The following is a 17,984-nucleotide window of genomic DNA, read 5'->3' as shown; positions in this document are numbered from 1 at the left end:
CAGATCCGGCCGGGCCGGTACTGCCCGATGCCGGACCTTTCGACGGTACGTCGCGGCACGGGCCGTCACCTGCACTGACTCAGATAGATGAGGAACCGATACCTACCGCAGCCGAGCGCACCGGGACCACGGCGGCCCCGGCGCACCCGGGTCGTGCGGGTCAGCTCTGGCCGAGCATGCCCCGCATCATGTCGATCTCCGTGCGCTGGGCGTCGATGATGCTGCGGGCCAACGCCTTGGCCTCGGCGTTGCTGCCGTCGGCGAGTTCGGTCTCGGCCATGGTGATAGCACCTGCGTGATGTTCGATCATCATGGTCAGCCACTGCCGATCGAAATCCGGGCCGGACGCGGCCTGCAGGGCGCTCATCTGCTCGGGGGTCATGATGCCCGGCATGTTGTGTCCGCCGTGTCCGCCGGCGCTCGGCGCGGACTTGCCGAAGCTCTGCAACAGCGCCGTCATCTGCTGCATCTCCGGCGCCTGCGCCTGCTCGACGGCGGTGGCGAGGGCCTGCAACCGCGGATTCTGGCTGCGGCTCGGCACCAGCTTCGCCATCTCCACCGCCTGTGCGTGATGCGGATACATCATCTGCAGGAAGGTGACATCGGCATCGTTGAAATCGGTGCGGGCCACGGGGGCGCTCGACGACGCGGACGGGCTCGAACCGCTGTGGTCCATGCCGGGCATGCCGTTCGAGTCGTCGCTGCCGCAGCCAGCGGCGAACAGCGCGGTGACGGTGCTGACCGCGGCGACGGCGATCGTGATCCGGGTACGGCTGATGAACATGGTTGTGCTCCTTGCGTATTGCGAATGACTGGGTTTCGGGCACGACGAGGCGGCGACCGTGCGAGCGGTCACCGCGTGCCTGTCAGATCCGCAGAATCGACAATTCGGCGAGGGAGAGCACTGTCCACGGGGGCGCGCGTTCGCGCCGCGGCCGTCGATGCCGCGGCGGCGTGACGGCGTTGCCCGATCGGTCGAGCGCCAGGCGGTAGAGCACGACCAAGGCGAGCAGCAGCGCGATGGCGGCCAGGATGAACACGCAGCCGTGCATAGCGCCGTGCGTGCCGGAGCACCCCGGGCCCCCGCAATCGGGTCCGCTCGTGCCGTGTGCACCGGCGGCGGTGTGGTCCGGGGTAGTCGACCGCGGTGCTGGCACGGCCACCATGGCGACGGGACCGTTACCCGGCATCGTGGGCGCCGACCCGCCGTGCGCAGGCGCGCTGTGGCCTTGGGCATGCCCGTGAGCGGGCATGGCGAAGACCGCGGTGTGCATGGTGAGGATTCCGGCCAGCAGGACCAGCACGCCGAGCGCCCGGGTGAGCCCGGGTGCGCGCAGCGGGAGGTGCCGTTCGACCACGCGGCCAGTGTAGTGACGGCCCGCGCACCGCCGAGCGATACCCCCTAGTGGTACCTACGACTTCGGGGTGGCGATGTCGATGACCAGGCGCGTCGGGTTGCTCAACGTGCTGACCGAGAACCCGGGCCGGTCGGCCCGGACACCGATGAACGACTGGGTGGTGCCCTCGAACACGGTGGTCCGATAGACACCGGCGATGCCGGGGGCGCTCGGGTCGGTCGCCGGGTCCGGGCCCGCGTACGGGGTGACCGCGCTGTCGAACGGATACGCCGACCCGAGGATCTGCACCTCGAGGATGGCGGTGCCCGCGACGTCGATCGGCTTGCCGCTGCCATCCTGTACGGCCCGGTCGGTGTACTGCACGATCCAGCCCGGCGTGCCCTTGCCGCCGAGGTCGTAGACCACGCGGTCGAAACCGGGCTGGTGCCCGATCCGGATGCCGGTCACCGTGAGGCCCGCGTCATTGGACGCGGTGCCGCGCTTGGGCAGCGCGTCACGGGGGACCTGCGGCGCTTCGGCGAGGGTGCCGGTGGTCGAGGAGCCTGCGGCAGGGGTGTCCGTGGTGGAGCCGTCGTCGGCGCAGCCCCCGAGCAGCACCGCCACCGCGGCGACCGTCAACACCGTCCTGTTGCGCATGTGGCTGATGGTAAACGTTGGGCGAGGCTGTGCGCGGGATTTGCGGGTTTCTCGATGTTTGCCGCAGTGGGGTCGCCTCCGGTGGATCGGCGCGCGGTTCGGCTCGTCACCGCTGCTGGTCTACTTCCCGCCGGGTCGGGCCGGACGGCTCGAAGGAGGTCGAAAGTATTGTGGAGCAAGCATTTTCGGCAAGCCGGGTATCCATTCGCCGCTGTCTCGGGGCTTCTCGCCGGTGTGCCGCACATGCGCACCCGCTCCTGGCCGTCGCGGCCTGCGCCCCGTGGCAGGCCCCGCCCGTCGCCGCGGCGGTGTCGCGGCACGCGCGGCCGACCGTGACGCGAGAGCGGTGAAGGCCTACCACGGAACCGCCCCGGTCGGCGCGAATATCGTGCAACTCGCGTCTGCTCGACAATGGCACTGTCGGACAGCGGGTTACGGCCACCGTGGGTGGGGCGGGTCGATGCGACGCGCATGCCCGTGCACCCGCTCGCGATGCTCGCTGCCGCCGGTATCCACCCGGTGTGGCCGAGCGACGTAGATCACAGGCGCGGCGTCGTGGCTCGTCGGTTTCGTCGAACAAGCCGATGCCGCATGCCAAGTCACGATCGCGGGGCGGCCGGTCTGGTTTCCCGACTCCGGCGCCGACTTCGGCGACCCGAATGGGGAAGGTATCGGTAGGGGGTGTGGCGCGTGCTGAGCCCTACCGGCGGCGCGCCAGGGGTGTCCGGGCTGAATCGGCTGTGCTGCTGGGTATTTCGGTGGGCGGATGCGACGCCACGCCGCGCGAAGCCGGCGAATTGCCGGGGTCGATGTGACGTCAGGGCAACGATCTAGCACACTTGAGTCGTGACAGATATCGAGGAGGTACTCGGCCGGCTGCGGCGGTATCCGGACGTGGAGGCGCTAAACCTCTACGCCGTCGATGCCGCCGATCGGCTGATCCTCGACGTCGCCGCCGATGCGCTGACCACTGAAGATAGCGGAAAGATAGCTGTCATCGGTGACGCGTACGGCGCGCTGACCATCGGTGCCATCGCGGCACACGACCTGCGCGCGGTCCGGGTGCATCAGGATCTGCTCACCGGCGAGCTGGCGCTGGCCAACAATGCCCGCGCGCTCGGTTTCGCCGACCGCTACACCGCGCACCCGCTCGGCGCCGGGCTGCTCGACGGCGTGCGCGTGGTCCTGCTGCGCCTGCCCCGGGCGCTGGCCGGGCTGTCCGAGGTGGCCGACGCCATCGCGCGCTACGCCGACCCCGAGGTGGTGGTCTTCGCGGGCGGGCGGGACAAGTACCTGACCAAATCGATGAACGAGGTTCTGGCGCAGTCGTTCTCCGAGGTGCGGGCCAGTCGTGGCCGGCAGAAGTCGCGCACGCTGCTGGTCACCGGGCCGAAGCCGGTGGGCAGTCCGCCGTTTCCGGTCCGGGATCGGCTCGACGATCTCGACATCGATGTGGTCGCCCACGGCGCCGCCTTCTCCGGCGCGCGCCTGGACATCGGCACGCGGTTCCTGCTCCAGCACCTGAAGTGGATGAAACCCGACGCCCGTGAGGCGATCGACCTCGGCTGCGGCACCGGGATACTGGCCGTCGCGCTGGCGAAGGCGCGGCCCGCCATCAAAGTGGTCGGCACCGATCAGTCGGCCGCGGCGGTGGCCTCGGCGCGGGCGACGGTGGTCGTCAACGAGGTCGCCGATCGGGTGAGCGTGGTGCGCGACGACGCGATGTCCTCGGCCGCGGCCAACAGTGCGGACCTGGTCCTGTGCAACCCGCCCTTCCACGTCGGCGCCGCCGTGCACACCGGATCGGCGATCAAGATGTTCGCCGAGACCGGCCGGGTGCTGCGGCCAGGCGGCGAGCTGTGGACGGTGTTCAACTCCCATCTGAACTACCGTGGGGTGATCGAGCGGATGGTCGGCCACACCGATGTGGTCGGCCGCAACCGCAAATTCACGGTCACTCGGTCCGTGCGTGGTCTGCACGACGCGCAGCAGCGGTAGAGTCCGAATTGTCCGCCTAGGCGCTGGAGCCCGGAAAAGCCCTTCCGGGAACTGGAACCAGGCAGTGAACGTTGGACCAAGCAGTTGGATGATCGAGCGAAAGCTCGACGATCAGCGGCAACGACCAGAAAGGGACGCAAGTGCGTACCACGAGCAATCCGGTTTTCAGAAACCTGCCTCGGCAAGAGGGCGGTGGCTACGCCAACTTCGGGTCGGGCGTCGCCGGCGCGGGACAGTTGGGTCAGCAGTTCGGTAACCAGTACGGACAGCAGTACCAGCAGCCCCAGCCCTACCAGCAGGCGCCTGCGGGCGCCAGGGCGATGACCATCGACGACGTGGTCACCAAGACCGCCATCACGCTGGGCGTGCTCGCCCTGTCGGCGATCATCTCCTACGGCCTGACCAACGCGAACACCTCCCTCGCCCCGCTGTTCGTCATCGGCGGCGGTCTGGTCGGCCTGGTGCTGGTGCTCATCGCGTCGTTCGCCAACAAGATGGACAACCCGGTCCTCGTGCTCTCCTACGCGGTGTTCGAGGGCCTGTTCGTCGGCGCGCTGTCGTTCATGTTCACCAACATCGAGTTCGGTGGCGTCGGCGGTAGCGCGATGATCGCGCAGGCGGTGCTCGGCACCTTCGGTGTGTTCGCCGGCATGCTGGTGGTCTACAAGACCGGTGCCATCCGGGTGACCCCGCGCTTCACCAGGATGATCGTCGGCGCGATGATCGGCGTGCTGGTGCTCGCGCTCGGCAACCTGATCGCGAGCTTCTTCATCTCCGGTGGCCTCGGCCTGCGCGACGGCGGCCCGCTCGCCATCGTGTTCAGCCTGGTCGTCATCGCGATCGCGGCGTTCAGCTTCCTGCTCGACTTCGATGCCGCCGACCAGCTCATCCGCGCCCAGGCGCCGGAGAAGGCTGCCTGGGGCGTCGCCCTCGGCCTGGCCGTCACCCTGGTGTGGCTCTACATCGAGATCCTCCGGCTGCTGAGCTACTTCCAGCGCGACTGATACAGCGACCGACAAAAAAGACCCCCGGCGCAGGCCGGGGGTCTCTTTCGTGATGACTCAGCTCAAGCGCTCGATGACCATCGCCATGCCCTGGCCGCCGCCGACGCACATGGTCTCCAGACCGAACTGCTTGTCGTAGGTCTGCAGGTTGTTCAGCAGCGTGGTGGTGATGCGGGCGCCGGTCATGCCGAACGGGTGGCCGAGCGCGATCGCGCCGCCGGAGACGTTCAGCTTGTCCTCGTCGATCTTCAGCTCGCGGGCCGAGCCGAGCACCTGCACCGCGAACGCCTCGTTGATCTCGACCAGGTCGATGTCGTCGATCGTCTTGCCCGCCAACGCGAGTGCGCGCTTGCACGCCTCGATCGGGCCGAGGCCCATGATCTCGGGCGACAGGCCGGACACACCGGTGGATACGATGCGGGCCAGCGGGGTCAGACCGAGCTCCTTGGCCTTGGTATCGCTCATGATGACCAGCGCGGCCGCGCCGTCGTTGAGCGGGCAGCAGTTGCCCGCGGTGACGGTGCCGTCCGGGCGGAAGACCGGCTTCAGCTGGCTGACCGCCTCGTAGGTGACCCCGGCACGCGGGCCGTCGTCCTTCGAAACGACGGTGCCGTCGGGCAGCGTGATCGGGGTGATCTCGCGCTCGAAGAAGCCGTTCTTGATCGCTTCCTCGGCCCGGTTCTGCGACCGGACGCCCCAGCGGTCCTGCTCTTCCCTGGTGATGCCGGTGAAGCTGGCGACGTTCTCGGCGGTCTGGCCCATCGCGATGTACGCGTCCGGGATCAGGCCGTCCTGGCGCGGATCGTGCCACGCGCCCGCGCCGCCCTCCGCGGTCTTCGCGGTGCGCGCCTGCGCGTCGGCGAACAGCTCGTTCTGCGTGTTCGGCCAGCTGTCGGCGGAACCGTTCTTGTAGCGGGACACGGTCTCGACGCCCGCGGAGATGAACACCTCGCCCTCGCCCGCCTTGATGGCGTGGAAGGCCATCCGGGTGGACTGCAGCGACGAGGCGCAGTAGCGGTGCACGGTGGTGCCCGGCACCAGGTCGTAACCCAGCTGCACGGCCACGATGCGGGCGATGTTGAAACCGGACTCGCCACCCGGCGAACCGCAGCCGAGAATCAGGTCATCGATCTGGTTGGGGTCCAGAGCGGGCACCTTGTCGAGTGCCGCGCGGACGATCTGGGTGGTCAGGTCGTCGGGCCGCATGTCGACCAGCGATCCCTTGGCCGCCCGGCCGATCGGGGAACGGGCAGTCGAGACGATGACAGCCTCAGGCATGAGGACTCCTTTGTCGGAGGGTACGAGCGCCCCCGCTTTGTTACTCGCGGGTTCTTGTCGAATCTACGTCGCGTCGCGGGGAACCAGCACCCGGGGTCGGCTCGCCGAGCGCCTCGAGCAGGACCGGAAGCAACTGTGCCGCGGCCAGTTCGTAGCCCGCCGCTGATGGGTGGAAACCGTCCTCGGCGAACAGCAACTCCGGTTGCGCCCGGAATTCCGGCGCGAGCAGATACCCCATCGGCACCGGGAGCCCGCCCGCCGCGGTGGTGGCCAGGGTCTGCGCCCGCGCCAGCCGCAGGCTCCAGTTGTGCACGACCGTGCGCAGCGGCTGCGGAATCGCGGTCACCGTACCGAGATTGGGACAGGTGCCGACCACGACCACGGCATCGGCCCTGCGCAACCGGGCGACCGCGGCGGCCAGCCTGCGGGCCGAGGCGCGCACGGAATGCTTCTTGGTGATGTCGTTGGCGCCGATCAGGATGACCGCGGCGTCCGGCGGCGGTCCCGCCACGAACATCGCGTCCACCTGTCCGGACAACCCCTTCGAGGTGGCGCCCGAGATCGCCTTGGTGCTCAACCGGATTCGCCGATTCGTGGCCAGGGCGAGGCCGCGGGCCAGCCGCACGCCGGGCACCTCGTCGGCGACTCGGCAGCCGACCCCCGCCGCGGTGGAATCACCGAAGATCATCAGGTGCAGGTCGGCGTGCTTGCCCGCGCGCCACGGCTCCGGCTCCAGGCAGCCCGCGGTGTAGATGCCGTCCGCCTCAGGCGGTTTCGAGGTGTCGCGGCCGATCACGCCGCGCGCGGTGCCCGCCTGCGCCGTCAGCAGTCGATACGCGGCCCACCACGCGGTGCCCGCGCCGGAACCGGCCAGCACGGTCGCGGCACCCGTGACCGCGGCTGTCCGCCAGCCGATCCGAGGTGCGTTCACAGAAGCTAAAGATACCGACTTCACGCAGGCGGGGCAGGGGGAGCGGGAACGTCGAACGAGCCGTGGGCGGGCACGCTCGCGGCGTCGGTGGTGACGGTAACCTCGACGCGGCCGGGGCCGGTGTCCTGGAACAGCGCGTACTGAATGCTGCCGTACATGCCGGCCACCACGGTGTCGGAGTAGCGGCCCGTCGCTCCGGTGGTGGTGTTGCGCCAGTCGACCGTGGTGTTCACCTCGCAGACCGGTGCCAGCGGATATTCACCGGGACCGATGCCGACGAGTGGCAGCGCCTGGATATTGAGGATGGCGCGCCCCGGCCATGCCGGGCTGACATCGGCCCAGGTGCGGAGGGTGGTCCAGCAGAGGCCACCGTGCGCGAGCGTCGGCACCTGCGGGAACTCGGTGGTCACGGCGTTGGCCTCGGTACCGGGTCCGGCCAGCGCGGCCAACGCCGCGGCGGCAGGCACGAGAACGGCACGAGCGATGTTCGGCTGCCTCATGAGGGCGATCCTAAGCGCGGGCAAACCGAATTTCCGGTTTGTCGCGCGGTAGGGGTGTGCGTGGCGTGGATGACCTGGCATCCAGCGCGAACACGGCGGCGCGGGCCGACCTGGGCGGGCGGATTCTGCGCCGTCTGGAACGATGGGGGCATGCGCATCGCCGACCATGTCGTGGACCTCATCGGCAACACGCCGTTGGTCCGGTTGAACTCCGTCATCGAACCGACCGCGGGATTGCTCGCCGCCAAGATCGAATACCTGAACCCGGGCGGCAGCTCCAAGGACCGGATCGCGGTGAAGATGATCGAGGCCGCCGAGCAGTCCGGTCAGCTGCGACCCGGCGGCACCATCGTCGAGCCCACCTCCGGCAACACCGGTGTCGGTCTCGCGCTGGTCGCCCAGCAGCGCGGCTACCACTGTGTTTTCGTCTGCCCGGACAAGGTCAGCGAGGACAAGCGCAACGTGCTGCGCGCCTACGGCGCCGAGGTCGTGGTGTGCCCGACCGCGGTCGCGCCCGAGGACCCGGCCAGCTACTACAGCGTCTCGAACCGCCTGGTCCAGGAGATCGACGGGGCGTGGAAGCCGGACCAGTACTCCAACCCGGGCGGCCCGGAGAGCCACTACGAGACCACCGGTCCGGAGATCTGGCGCGACACCGAGGGCAAGATCACCCACTTCGTCGCGGGCGTGGGCACCGGCGGCACGATCAGCGGCACCGGTCGCTACCTCAAGGAGGTCTCGGGCGGCAAGGTGAAGATCATCGGCGCCGACCCCGAGGGCTCGGTCTACTCCGGTGGCACCGGCCGGCCCTACCTGGTCGAGGGCGTCGGCGAGGATTTCTGGCCCTCGGCCTACGACCCGGCCATTCCGGACGAGATCATCGCGGTCTCCGACGCCGATTCGTTCGACATGACCCGACGCCTGGCCCGCGAGGAAGGGCTGCTGGTCGGCGGCTCGTGCGGCATGGCGGTGGTCGCGGCGATCGAGGTCGCGCGCCGCGACCCGGACGCGGTCGTGGTGGTGCTGCTGCCCGACGGCGGCCGCGGCTACCTGTCGAAGATCTTCAACGACAAGTGGATGGCCTCCTACGGCTTCCTGCGCGAACGCCTCGACGGCAGCACCGCCGAACCCCTGGTCGGCGATGTGCTGCGCGGCAAGTCGGGCGCTCTGCCGGACCTGGTGCACACCCACCCGTCGGAAACGCTGCGCGACGCCATCGAGATCCTGCGCGAATACGGCGTCTCGCAGATGCCCGTGGTCGGCGCCGAACCGCCGGTGATGGCGGGCGAGGTCGCGGGCAGCGTCTCGGAGCGGGATCTGCTGTCGGCGGTGTTCGAAGGCCGTGCGCACCTGACGGATTCGGTGTCCCAGCACATGAGCGCCTCGTTCCCGCTGATCGGTGCGGGTGAGCCGATCTCCGCCGCCACCAAGGCGCTCTCGGACACCGACGCCCTGATGGTCGTCGAGGAGGGCAAGCCGGTCGGCGTCATCACCCGGCACGATCTGCTCGGCTTCCTGAACGCCTAGCTCGGCCGCGCACCCCCGCTAGTTCAGCGGGGGTGCGCGTCGATCAGCCGGTCGCGTAGCGCCAGCGCGTCCCGCGGCGCCATGACCTTGGCGTCGTTGTCGAAATAGCAGTACACGTCGTGGTGGACCGACCAGGCGCGGATCTTCTCGGCCCACATGTCCAGGCCGGCGTCGGTATAGCCGCTGACGTAGAGCTCGTCGTGGCCGTGCAGGCGGATGTAGACGAAGTCGGCGGTGCGTTCCTCGATCAGCGGGAACTTGCCCGCGGCGTCGGCGACGACGAGGGCGACCCCGTGCGCGGCCAGCAACTCGAAGCAGCGCGGGGTGACGAAGCTGGGGTGGCGCACCTCCAGCGCGTGCCGCAGCGGACGGTCGGCATCGGTGCGCACGTGCGCGGGGTCCACCCGGTGGTCATGGTGCTCGGCGATCCGCGCGGCCGCCGCGGTGGTGCGCGGGAGATGAGCGCAGAAGGCGTCGAGCACGTCCGGCTCGAACTGGAAGTTCGGCGGCAGCTGCCAGAGGATCGGACCCAGTTTCGGACCGAGGGCGAGCAGGCCGGACGCGAGGAAGTTCGCCAGCAGCTCGTCGCCGTCGCGCAACCGCTTCATATGGGTGATGAATCGGCTGCCCTTCACCGCGAACACGAAGTCGTCCGGGGTCATGCTCGCCCAGTTCCGATAGCTCGAAGGGCGTTGCAGCGCATAGAAAGACCCGTTGATCTCGACGCTGTTCAACCGCTGCGAAAGGTACTCGAGCTCGCGCTTCTGCGGCACGCCCTTGGGATAGAAGACACCGCGCCAGGGCGGGTACACCCACCCCGACGTGCCGATCCGGATCTGGCCCATGTCTCCATCGTGACAGCAACGCCGCCGGGCTCACCGTGCCGCGCGCAGGGCCGCCACCCGGCCGAATATCCAGGCCACGAGCACCGCGGCCAGGAACGACAGCAGCGACGCGCTCATCCACGCCTGCTTGCTGAAGTGCAGCAGCTCCTGCGCGCGCACCCAGAAATCGGTCCACAACCCGGCGTCACCCGGGTTGATCAGCTGGTAGACCGCGAGACCGGCCAGCCACGCGAGCACCATGCCCCAGCGCGGCGGGGCGTCGGCAGCGGTGTTCCACTCGCCCCTGGCCCGCAGGAAGAAGTCGGCGACCAGCACGCCGAGCAACGGCACGAACACCGAACCGATCAGGCCGAGGAAGCCGAAGTAGTTCGCCATGTTCAGCCGCAACGCGAGCAACGTGATCAGCACGCCGAGCCCGATAGAGAGCACCCGCCGGTCCAGTCGCGGCCACAGGTTCTGGATGGACACCGCGGTGGAGTACACGTTGGCGAAGGACTGATCGGCTTCGCGCAGCACAAAGATGAAGAAAAACAGTCCGCCCAGGGTCACCTGGAGGAACGGCGAGTACTGCCCGTCACCGGTCGCGCGGGCCAGCGCGAACAGCCCGAGGATGTAGGCCACGATCTGGGTCAGCGCGTAGGCGCCGCTCGCCGCGCCGAACGCGCTGCCGGTGCTGCGCGAATGCCGGGTGTAGTCGGCGGCCACCGGCACCCAGGAGATGGAGACGGCCAGCGCCGCGTCGGTGGCGATCCAGAACAGATTCCAGTCGACGCCGAACGGGCCGCTGCCGTGCGGGCCGGGGTTGGCCGTGAGATCGGGCAGTCCGGTGCGGAAGAACTGGATGTAGAACCACACCAGCGCGATCACCACGCCGACCGTGACGAACCGGCGCAGGAGCCGGACCGACCCGAGCGGCCAGATGGTCAGCGCGGTGGTGAGCGCGCCCGCGGCCACCACGTACAGCCAGTGCGGGCCGCCGCCGAACAGTTCGTCGGCCGCGTCGCCGATGACGATCAATTCGAAGGTGCCCCAGCCGATCAGCTGGGCGATGTTGAGCACGGTCGGCAGGTAGCTCAGCTTCGCGCCGAACAGACCGCGCAGCAGCACCATCGCGGGTTTGCCGGTGCGCGCGCCGGGCACGGCGGCCAGACCGAGCATGACGCCGCCGACGACCGTGCCGACGATCATCGCGAGAATGCCCGCCGCGATCGAGATCTGGGCCGCGCCGTCGGAGTTCGGCGCGAGCACGGTGTACGCGCCGGAGAACGCGATGAGGCTGACGCCGAGATTTGCCCAGAATGCGCTCTGGTCCCAGAACGAGAGCACCTTGGGGGCGGGCTCGTCGAGGGTGAACGGTGCTTCGTGCCGTTCGGAGTTGTGCAGGGTCGATGAAGACATGCCCGAAAACGCTCTTCCTACGCCGGCATTACCCGGACAGGTTCAGGCGGTCGGCGAAGCGCTGGGGTCCGCCCTCTCAGCCCGGCCGTGCCCGAGCTCCCGCGGTGGGGGTGATTCGGGCCGAATAGTACACGCGGCACCGCGCCGGCCGGTGTGCTCCGGGGGCGCGGGGTAGGTTCGAGAAGGTGAACGGCGGGTTCGCCAGTCGGGCCGACGATGACGATCCAAGCACCGGGAACGGTGTGTTCCGGACCCCGAAATCCCCGCTATGACAGGGGGAATGGCGCAATTGCGTCGTGGATCACAGCCACCTGTAAATCACGATAACGGAGCCGTAACGGATTGTTCATTAGCGGCCGCAACAATTCCTGGGTATGACGCGCAGGCAAGTGATCGGATGGGTGGCTCTGCTGGCCTCGGTGCTTGTCGGCGCCCATCTACTCGATCGGGTGCACTTCCCGGCGCCGCAGATGATCCTGGCGATCCTTGTCGGCGGCGCGCTGGCGTTGACCGGGAACTTGCCGACCCCGCTGCCGCGCACGCTCACGATCGGCGTGCAGGGCATGCTCGGCGTGCTGATGGGTAGCTATCTGGAGATCTCGCTGCTGTCCAGCATCGGGCTCGCCCTGTTCCCCGTGCTCGCGGTGACGGTGGCGACGCTGGTGATCAGCCTGCTGGTCGCGGTGGTGTTCGCCCGCGTCGCGCACGTCGAATTGCCGACCGCGACCCTCGGCCTGCTGGCCGGCGGCTCCGCCGCGGTGGTGTCCTGCGCCGACGACATGGACGCCGACCCGCGGCAGGTCGCGTTCATGCAGTACCTGCGGGTCGCCCTGGTCGCGGTGAGCGCGCCCGCGCTCGGCGCGCTGCTGAACAACAACGCGGGCGGGCTCTCCACCACGCACGCCACCCTCGGCGCCGCCGTCACCAATCCCGACCTGCCGAGCTGGATGATCGTCGGGCGCGGCGATCAGGTGGCCGGGCTCTCCATCGCGATCATGCTCTGCATCGTCGGCACCAAACTGGGCAGGCGAGTACACCTGCCGAGCCCCGCGTTGATCGGGCCGATGGTGCTGACCGCGGTGTTGACCGCAGTCGGCGTCAGTCACGGCTACGCGCCGACGAACCTGTTCAAGGACCTGCTTTTCGTGCTCATCGGTTTCGAGGTGGGCACGCGCTTCACCAAGTCCGTGGTCACCGAGATGGCGCGGATGATTCCCGGGATGACGGTCACCATCGTCGCGCTCTCCGCCATCGTCGCCGGATTGGCTTTCGCCGTAGCGACTTTCGTCGACCTGGAGCTCTCCGACATCTACCTGGCCACCACGCCGGGCGGCATCAACGCCGTGCTGGCCACCGCCGAATCGATGGACGCGAACCTACCGCTGATCACCTGCGTGCAGAGCCTGCGGTTACTGCTGATGGTCCTGATGCTGCCGCTGCTGACCCGGGGCATCCGCTGGCTGTCCGCGCGGCAATTCACGCCGCAGCCCGAGTTCGTCGCCTGAGGCGAGTGCCGCGCCCCGAAGCGCGTTGTGCCGTCGCGGGGTTCGGCCTTGGCGTGCACGTCGTCCGTGACCGGCTCGATCCACCATTCATTCGTGCGGTCCGGCATATCGTTCGAGTTACTTGTCGCGCGGAATGCGTCGATGTGGCAAATTAGCTGCAAATATAGGGTTCGAGTGATGTCGCCGGGGTATAACCGGCCTTGAAGCAGCCTCGGCAAACCGCCCCGGCTAATCGGATAGCGAAGGGATGGGCATGTACACCTCCAGTTTGGCTATCGATTTCCAGCAGGGCTTCTCCGACGCATGGAGTTCCGTCGCCACGTTCGTCCCCAAACTGGCCGGATTCCTCGTCATCCTGCTCATCGGCTGGATCGTCGCGAAGCTCGTGTCGACCATCGTGGACAAGGTGCTGGACCGGGTCGGCTTCGACCGCCTGGTCGAGCGCGGCGGGCTGCGGCAGATGATGGCGCGCAGTCGCTATGACGCCTCGGACCTGCTGGCGAAGCTGGCCTACTACGCGATCCTGCTGATCGCGCTGCAACTCGGCTTCGGCGTGTTCGGGCCGAACCCGGTCAGTGACCTGCTCGACGGCATCGTCTCCTGGCTGCCGAAGGCCGCCGTCGCGATCATCATCGTGGTGGTCGCGGGCGCGATCGCCGCCGCCGTGCGCGACCTGGTGGGCAACATGCTCGGCGGCCTCTCCTACGGCGCGATGATCGGCCGCGTCGCGGCCGTGTTCATCTGGGGCGTCGGCATCGTGGCCGCGTTGAACCAGATCGGGGTGGCCATGTCGGTCACCATGCCGATCCTGATCACGGTGCTCGCCACCATCGGCGGCATCCTGGTGGTCGGTGTCGGCGGCGGGATGGTCCGCCCGATGCAGCAGCGCTGGGAGAACTGGCTGAGCGGGCTGGAAGAGGAGATGCCCGCGGTCAAGGGGCACGCCGAGGCGTACTCGCGGGGCCGTGAGGACGCCTCGCGGGAGCAGCTGTGGATGGATCAGCAGGCGGCTCGCGGCCAGCAGGGCCAGCAGTGGGACGAGGGCGCGATGCAGGGCGGCGGATACCAGCAGGGCGGTGGTTCCTACCAGCGTTCGGGCGAGTACATGGGTTACCGCGAACCGGGCATCGATCGCTGAATCTCGTCCTCCGACAACGACGTCCGCCATCAGCCGAGCTGGTGGCGGACGTCTTTTCGGTTCAGGCGGTGGTGCGCGCCGCGTGCAGGCAGACCCCGGCCAGGCGTAGTTGCAGCCAGTCCGCGCTGGCCCAACTGCCGAGATCGCCCGGCGCGGCGCCGGTGAGCCCGGTCCCTTCCGCGCCGGTCGCGGCCTCGCGGACCTGATCGAGGAGCCCGCGCGCGTAACCCGCGAGCAGCACCGGCGCAGGCACCTTGGCGGCGTCCTCGACACCCCATTCGAGAATGTCGCGCACGGCCGCGGCGTGCTGGTCGAGTGCCGCCGAGAGCGCGGGCAACTGTGCCGCGGCAGCCAGCGCCGGTACCCCGTGCGTCTTGTGCAGGCGGTTCAATATCTTGCGCGCCGACACTTCGAGCAACGCGGGGCCGAGCAGGAACATGTTGCGATGCTAGCAACCGGCGTGTCTTGATGAAACTGTGACGATTCTCCCCTTCACCACTATTCGATCGGTGTGTTTCAGCAAATTACCGGCTTCGTATTCGCCGGTCAGCGAAAGGCATTCGCGTCGGTGAGGGCGCGCCCGAGCACCAGCTGATGCACCTCGGCCGTGCCCTCGTAGGTGAGCACCGACTCGAGGTTGTTCGCGTGCCGCAGCACCGGATAGTCCAGCGTGATGCCGTTGGCGCCGAGAATGGTCCGGCACTCGCGGGCGATCGCGATGGCCTCGCGGGTGCTGTTCAACTTGCCCGCGCTCACCTGCTGCGGGGTCACCGTGCCGCGGTCCTTCAGCCGGCCGAGGTGCAGGGCGAGCAGCTGGCCCTTGCCGAACTCGAGGGCCATGTCCGCGAGCTTGGCCTGGGTCAGCTGGTAGGCGGCCAGCGGCTTGTCGAATACCTCACGGGTGCGGGCGTAGTCGATGGTCGCGGCCAGGCAGTCGCGCGCGGCGCCGAGCGCGCCGAAGATGATCCCGAAGCGCGCCTCGCTCAGGCAGGCCAGCGGCGCGGCCAGCCCGCGCGACTCCGGCAGCACGGCCTCGGCGGGCAGGCGGACGTCGTCGAGATCGAGCTCGGCGGTCACCGAAGCGCGCAGCGACAGCTTGCGGTGCATCTCACGGGCGGTGAATCCCGGGGTGCCCGCGGGCACCAGGAAGCCGCGGATCACCTGCTTGCCCTCGTCCTCGGTCTGCGCCCACACCACCGCGACATCGGCCACCGAGCCGTTGGTGATCCACATCTTCGACCCGTTCAGCACCCAGTCGGTGCCGTCGCGCTTGGCCCTGGTCCGCATGCCGGCGGGGTTGGAGCCGAAATCCGGCTCGGTGAGCCCGAAGCAACCGATCGCGCGGCCCGCCGCCATCTCGGGCAGCCACTGCTGCTTCTGCTCCTCGGAGCCGTACTTGTGGATCGCGGTCATCGCGAGCGACCCCTGCACCGACACCATGCTGCGCACGCCCGAGTCGACCGCCTCCAGCTCCTGGCAGGCGAGTCCGTACATGGTGGCCGACATGCCCGCGCAGCCGTAGCCGTCGAGGTGCATGCCGAGCAGACCCACCTTGCCCAGTTCGGGGGCGATCTCGCGGGCCGGGAAGGTGCCCGCCTCGAACCAGTCCGCGATGTGCGGGCGCAGCCGTTGTGCGGCGAAGGCGGCGACGGTGTCGCGGATCTCGCGCTCGTCGTCGGAGAGGAGGGAATCGATCGCGAACAGTTCTTCCACAGTGACCATGCGCTCAGCCTAATTGCCGGTCGCGCCGGTGAGATCGGGTTCACTGCCCCAAGTGGCGGAAGATATTTCTGCCCAAGCGGTCTAGCTGTGGAATTAGATCGGCCATCGGCCGGAAGTATCGGGATCTGTCCGATCGGCTCCGGTCGCGACGGCGGGGCGCGCGGAACAACGCGGCGAGCGTGACGGTTCTACGGGCGGGTAGCCCGACCAGAGGGTTGCCCCTACGATGCGGCCAATTAGGGTGTGGTTCATGAGTGAGCGAAGCGAGCGGACCGAAGGCACAGCTGGGCTGGGGTTCTCGACACGGGCCGTGCATGCCGGGTTCGATCCCGATCCGCAGACCGGCGCGGTGAACGTGCCCATCTACGCGAGTTCGACCTTCGCTCAGGACGGGGTGGGCGGTCTGCGTGGCGGTTTCGAGTACGCCCGCACCGGTAACCCGACTCGCTCCGCGCTGGAGGCGAACCTCGCCGCGCTCGAATCCGGCCGGTACGGCCGGGCTTTCGCCTCCGGCATGGCCGCCACCGACTGTGCCGTGCGGGCCACGTTGCGTCCCGGTGACCACATCGTCATCCCGGACGACGCCTACGGCGGCACCTTCCGCCTGATCGACAAGGTGTTCAGCCAGTGGGGGATCGAGCACTCGCCCGCGCACGTCTTCGACGTGGACGAGATGCGCGCGGCGATCCGCCCGAACACCAAGCTGGTGTGGGTCGAGACCCCGACCAACCCGCTGCTGAGCATTGGTGACATCCCGGCGCTGGCCGATGTCGCGCACGCCGCGGGCGCGAAGCTCGTGGTGGACAACACCTTTGCCACCCCGTACCTGCAGCAGCCGCTGCTGCTCGGCGCCGACATCGTGACGCACTCGACCACCAAGTACCTCGGCGGGCACTCCGATGTCGTCGGCGGCGCGCTGATCACCAACGATCCGGAGCTCGACGCGGCGTTCGCCTTCCTGCAGAACGGCGCGGGCGCGGTGCCAGGCCCCTTCGACGCCTTCCTCACCATGCGCGGCACCAAGACGCTCGCCGTGCGGATGGACCGGCACTGCGACAACGCGGAGACCCTGGTCGAGTTCCTTGCCGGACACCCGGCGATCGCGCAGGTGATCTACCCCGGTCTGCCCGAGCACCCGGGGCACCAGGTCGCCGCGAAGCAGATGCGCCGGTTCGGCGGCATGATCTCGGTGCGGCTGCACGGCGGCGCCGACGCCGCTCGCGAGTTCTGCTCGCGCACAAAGGTGTTCACCCTGGCCGAGTCGCTCGGCGGGGTGGAATCGCTGATCGAGCACCCGGCCGCGATGACCCACGCCTCCACCGAGGGCTCCGCCCTGGAGGTGCCCGCCGATCTGGTGCGGCTTTCGGTCGGTATCGAGGACGCGGCCGATCTGCTCGCCGATGTCGAGCAGGCGCTCGCGAGCTGACGGGACGCCTGAGATGACGAAGCGGCCGCACCTGGAATACGGGTGCGGCCGCTCGTGTCTCAGGGGGAACATTCGGCCGGGTCGCGCGGCGACCCGGCCCGCGAGGTCAGCTGTGGTAGGGCTCCGCGCTGACCAGGGTGACCTTCATGGTGTTGCCGTTGGGCAGCGTGTACTCGCGGGTCTCGCCGACCTTGGCGTCGATGAGCGCCCCGCCCAGCGGGGAGGCGGGCGAGTAGGTCTCCAGCTTGGAGTCGTTCAGGCCCTCTTCGCGGGTCGCGATGAGGAAGGTCTCGGTATCGGACTCGTCGCCGTCGTAGTAGACCTTGACGACCGAGCCGGGCAGCGCGACGCCGGACTTGGTCGGCGCCACGCCGACCTTGGCGTTGTTCAGCAGTTCCTGCAGCTGGCGAATGCGCGCCTCCTGCTGGCCCTGCTCCTCACGCGCGGCGTGGTATCCGCCGTTCTCCTTGAGGTCGCCCTCTTCACGGCGTTCGTTGATCTCGGCAGCGATAACGGGACGATTGGCGATGAGCGCATCGAGTTCTCCCTTGAGCCTGTCGTGCGACTCCGGGGTCAGCCAAGTCACTTGCGTCTCAGTCATCTCGATCACTCCCTAGTAGTTGTTCCCGGCAGGCCGGGATTCCCTGATAACTGCCGCAGTACCCACCCGTGGGGCGGGCACGCACCAGTCGACGGCTAGAGCGATCCTGGGAAGTTC

At 68.7% G+C, this 17,984-nt stretch carries 17 protein-coding genes; 6 read left to right on the top strand and 11 right to left on the bottom strand.

Annotated features, from left to right (window positions below; translation table 11 throughout):
• Nucleotides 1-160 precede the first annotated feature (160 nt).
• The 3 genes from F5X71_RS30885 to F5X71_RS30875 all read right to left on the bottom strand — a co-directional run bounded on the left by F5X71_RS30885 (nucleotide 161) and on the right by F5X71_RS30875 (nucleotide 1,994).
• Nucleotides 161-784, bottom strand: coding sequence for a DUF305 domain-containing protein (locus F5X71_RS30885; RefSeq protein ID WP_167465165.1), 624 nt, complete (start codon nucleotides 782-784; stop codon nucleotides 161-163).
• 82 nt (nucleotides 785-866) lie between these two features.
• On the bottom strand, nucleotides 867-1,358 hold the full coding sequence (locus F5X71_RS30880) for a DUF6153 family protein (protein ID WP_167465164.1): 492 nt from the start codon (nucleotides 1,356-1,358) through the stop codon (nucleotides 867-869).
• Between the two features lie 54 nt (nucleotides 1,359-1,412).
• Nucleotides 1,413-1,994, bottom strand: coding sequence for an AMIN-like domain-containing (lipo)protein (locus F5X71_RS30875; protein WP_167465163.1), 582 nt, complete (start codon nucleotides 1,992-1,994; stop codon nucleotides 1,413-1,415).
• 846 nt (nucleotides 1,995-2,840) lie between these two features.
• Here F5X71_RS30875 and F5X71_RS30870 point away from each other — a divergent pair.
• Entirely contained in the window at nucleotides 2,841-3,992 is a 1,152-nt protein-coding gene (locus tag F5X71_RS30870) for a class I SAM-dependent methyltransferase (protein WP_167465162.1), read from the top strand.
• 140 nt (nucleotides 3,993-4,132) lie between these two features.
• Entirely contained in the window at nucleotides 4,133-4,996 is an 864-nt protein-coding gene (locus tag F5X71_RS30865) for a Bax inhibitor-1/YccA family protein (RefSeq protein ID WP_167465161.1), read from the top strand.
• Between the two features lie 57 nt (nucleotides 4,997-5,053).
• On the opposite strand, the gene F5X71_RS30860 is transcribed toward F5X71_RS30865, so the two are convergent.
• Genes F5X71_RS30860 through F5X71_RS30850 form a run of 3 tightly spaced genes read right to left on the bottom strand, consistent with a single transcriptional unit; the run spans nucleotide 5,054 to nucleotide 7,705 of the window.
• Nucleotides 5,054-6,274: an acetyl-CoA C-acetyltransferase gene (locus F5X71_RS30860; RefSeq protein ID WP_167465160.1), complete on the bottom strand. Its 1,221-nt coding sequence runs from the start codon at nucleotides 6,272-6,274 to the stop codon at nucleotides 5,054-5,056.
• 40 nt (nucleotides 6,275-6,314) lie between these two features.
• Nucleotides 6,315-7,205, bottom strand: a complete 891-nt coding sequence (locus F5X71_RS30855) for an SGNH/GDSL hydrolase family protein (RefSeq protein ID WP_167465159.1) — start codon at nucleotides 7,203-7,205, stop codon at nucleotides 6,315-6,317.
• 20 nt (nucleotides 7,206-7,225) lie between these two features.
• Entirely contained in the window at nucleotides 7,226-7,705 is a 480-nt protein-coding gene (locus F5X71_RS30850; protein WP_167465158.1) for a hypothetical protein, read from the bottom strand.
• Between the two features lie 150 nt (nucleotides 7,706-7,855).
• Here F5X71_RS30850 and F5X71_RS30845 point away from each other — a divergent pair, with 150 nt between their 5' ends.
• Nucleotides 7,856-9,232, top strand: a complete 1,377-nt coding sequence (locus F5X71_RS30845; protein ID WP_167465157.1) for a cystathionine beta-synthase — start codon at nucleotides 7,856-7,858, stop codon at nucleotides 9,230-9,232.
• 23 nt (nucleotides 9,233-9,255) lie between these two features.
• Here the strand turns inward: F5X71_RS30845 and F5X71_RS30840 are convergent, their stop codons facing one another.
• Nucleotides 9,256-10,077, bottom strand: a complete 822-nt coding sequence (locus F5X71_RS30840) for a DUF72 domain-containing protein (protein WP_167465156.1) — start codon at nucleotides 10,075-10,077, stop codon at nucleotides 9,256-9,258.
• A 30-nt stretch (nucleotides 10,078-10,107) separates the two neighbouring features.
• Entirely contained in the window at nucleotides 10,108-11,475 is a 1,368-nt protein-coding gene (locus tag F5X71_RS30835) for a purine-cytosine permease family protein (protein WP_167465155.1), read from the bottom strand.
• Between the two features lie 374 nt (nucleotides 11,476-11,849).
• Between F5X71_RS30835 and F5X71_RS30830 the strand changes: the two genes are divergently transcribed.
• Both F5X71_RS30830 and F5X71_RS30825 read left to right on the top strand, forming a co-directional pair.
• Nucleotides 11,850-12,980: an AbrB family transcriptional regulator gene (locus F5X71_RS30830; protein ID WP_167465154.1), complete on the top strand. Its 1,131-nt coding sequence runs from the start codon at nucleotides 11,850-11,852 to the stop codon at nucleotides 12,978-12,980.
• A 253-nt stretch (nucleotides 12,981-13,233) separates the two neighbouring features.
• Nucleotides 13,234-14,118: a mechanosensitive ion channel family protein gene (locus tag F5X71_RS30825; protein ID WP_428981418.1), complete on the top strand. Its 885-nt coding sequence runs from the start codon at nucleotides 13,234-13,236 to the stop codon at nucleotides 14,116-14,118.
• A gap of 61 nt (nucleotides 14,119-14,179) precedes the next feature.
• Here the strand turns inward: F5X71_RS30825 and F5X71_RS30820 are convergent, their stop codons facing one another.
• Nucleotides 14,180-14,557 (bottom strand): DUF6401 family natural product biosynthesis protein, encoded by a 378-nt coding sequence (locus F5X71_RS30820; protein WP_167465152.1) that lies wholly within the window; start codon nucleotides 14,555-14,557, stop codon nucleotides 14,180-14,182.
• Between the two features lie 107 nt (nucleotides 14,558-14,664).
• Entirely contained in the window at nucleotides 14,665-15,840 is a 1,176-nt protein-coding gene (locus F5X71_RS30815; RefSeq protein WP_167465151.1) for an acyl-CoA dehydrogenase family protein, read from the bottom strand.
• Between the two features lie 250 nt (nucleotides 15,841-16,090).
• Here F5X71_RS30815 and F5X71_RS30810 point away from each other — a divergent pair, with 250 nt between their 5' ends.
• Nucleotides 16,091-17,266 (top strand): cystathionine gamma-synthase, encoded by a 1,176-nt coding sequence (locus tag F5X71_RS30810; protein ID WP_167465150.1) that lies wholly within the window; start codon nucleotides 16,091-16,093, stop codon nucleotides 17,264-17,266.
• Between the two features lie 106 nt (nucleotides 17,267-17,372).
• On the opposite strand, the gene greA is transcribed toward F5X71_RS30810, so the two are convergent.
• A complete protein-coding gene (gene greA / locus F5X71_RS30805; protein WP_014988087.1) occupies nucleotides 17,373-17,867 on the bottom strand; it encodes a transcription elongation factor GreA in 495 nt (164 codons plus the stop codon).
• Nucleotides 17,868-17,984: the final 117 nt, after the last annotated feature.

The organism is Nocardia brasiliensis, from assembly GCF_011801125.1.
Lineage (GTDB): Bacteria > Actinomycetota > Actinomycetes > Mycobacteriales > Mycobacteriaceae > Nocardia > Nocardia brasiliensis_C.
The sequence above is the reverse complement of the archived record's forward strand: the minus strand, read 5'-3'. Positions and strand labels throughout refer to the sequence as shown.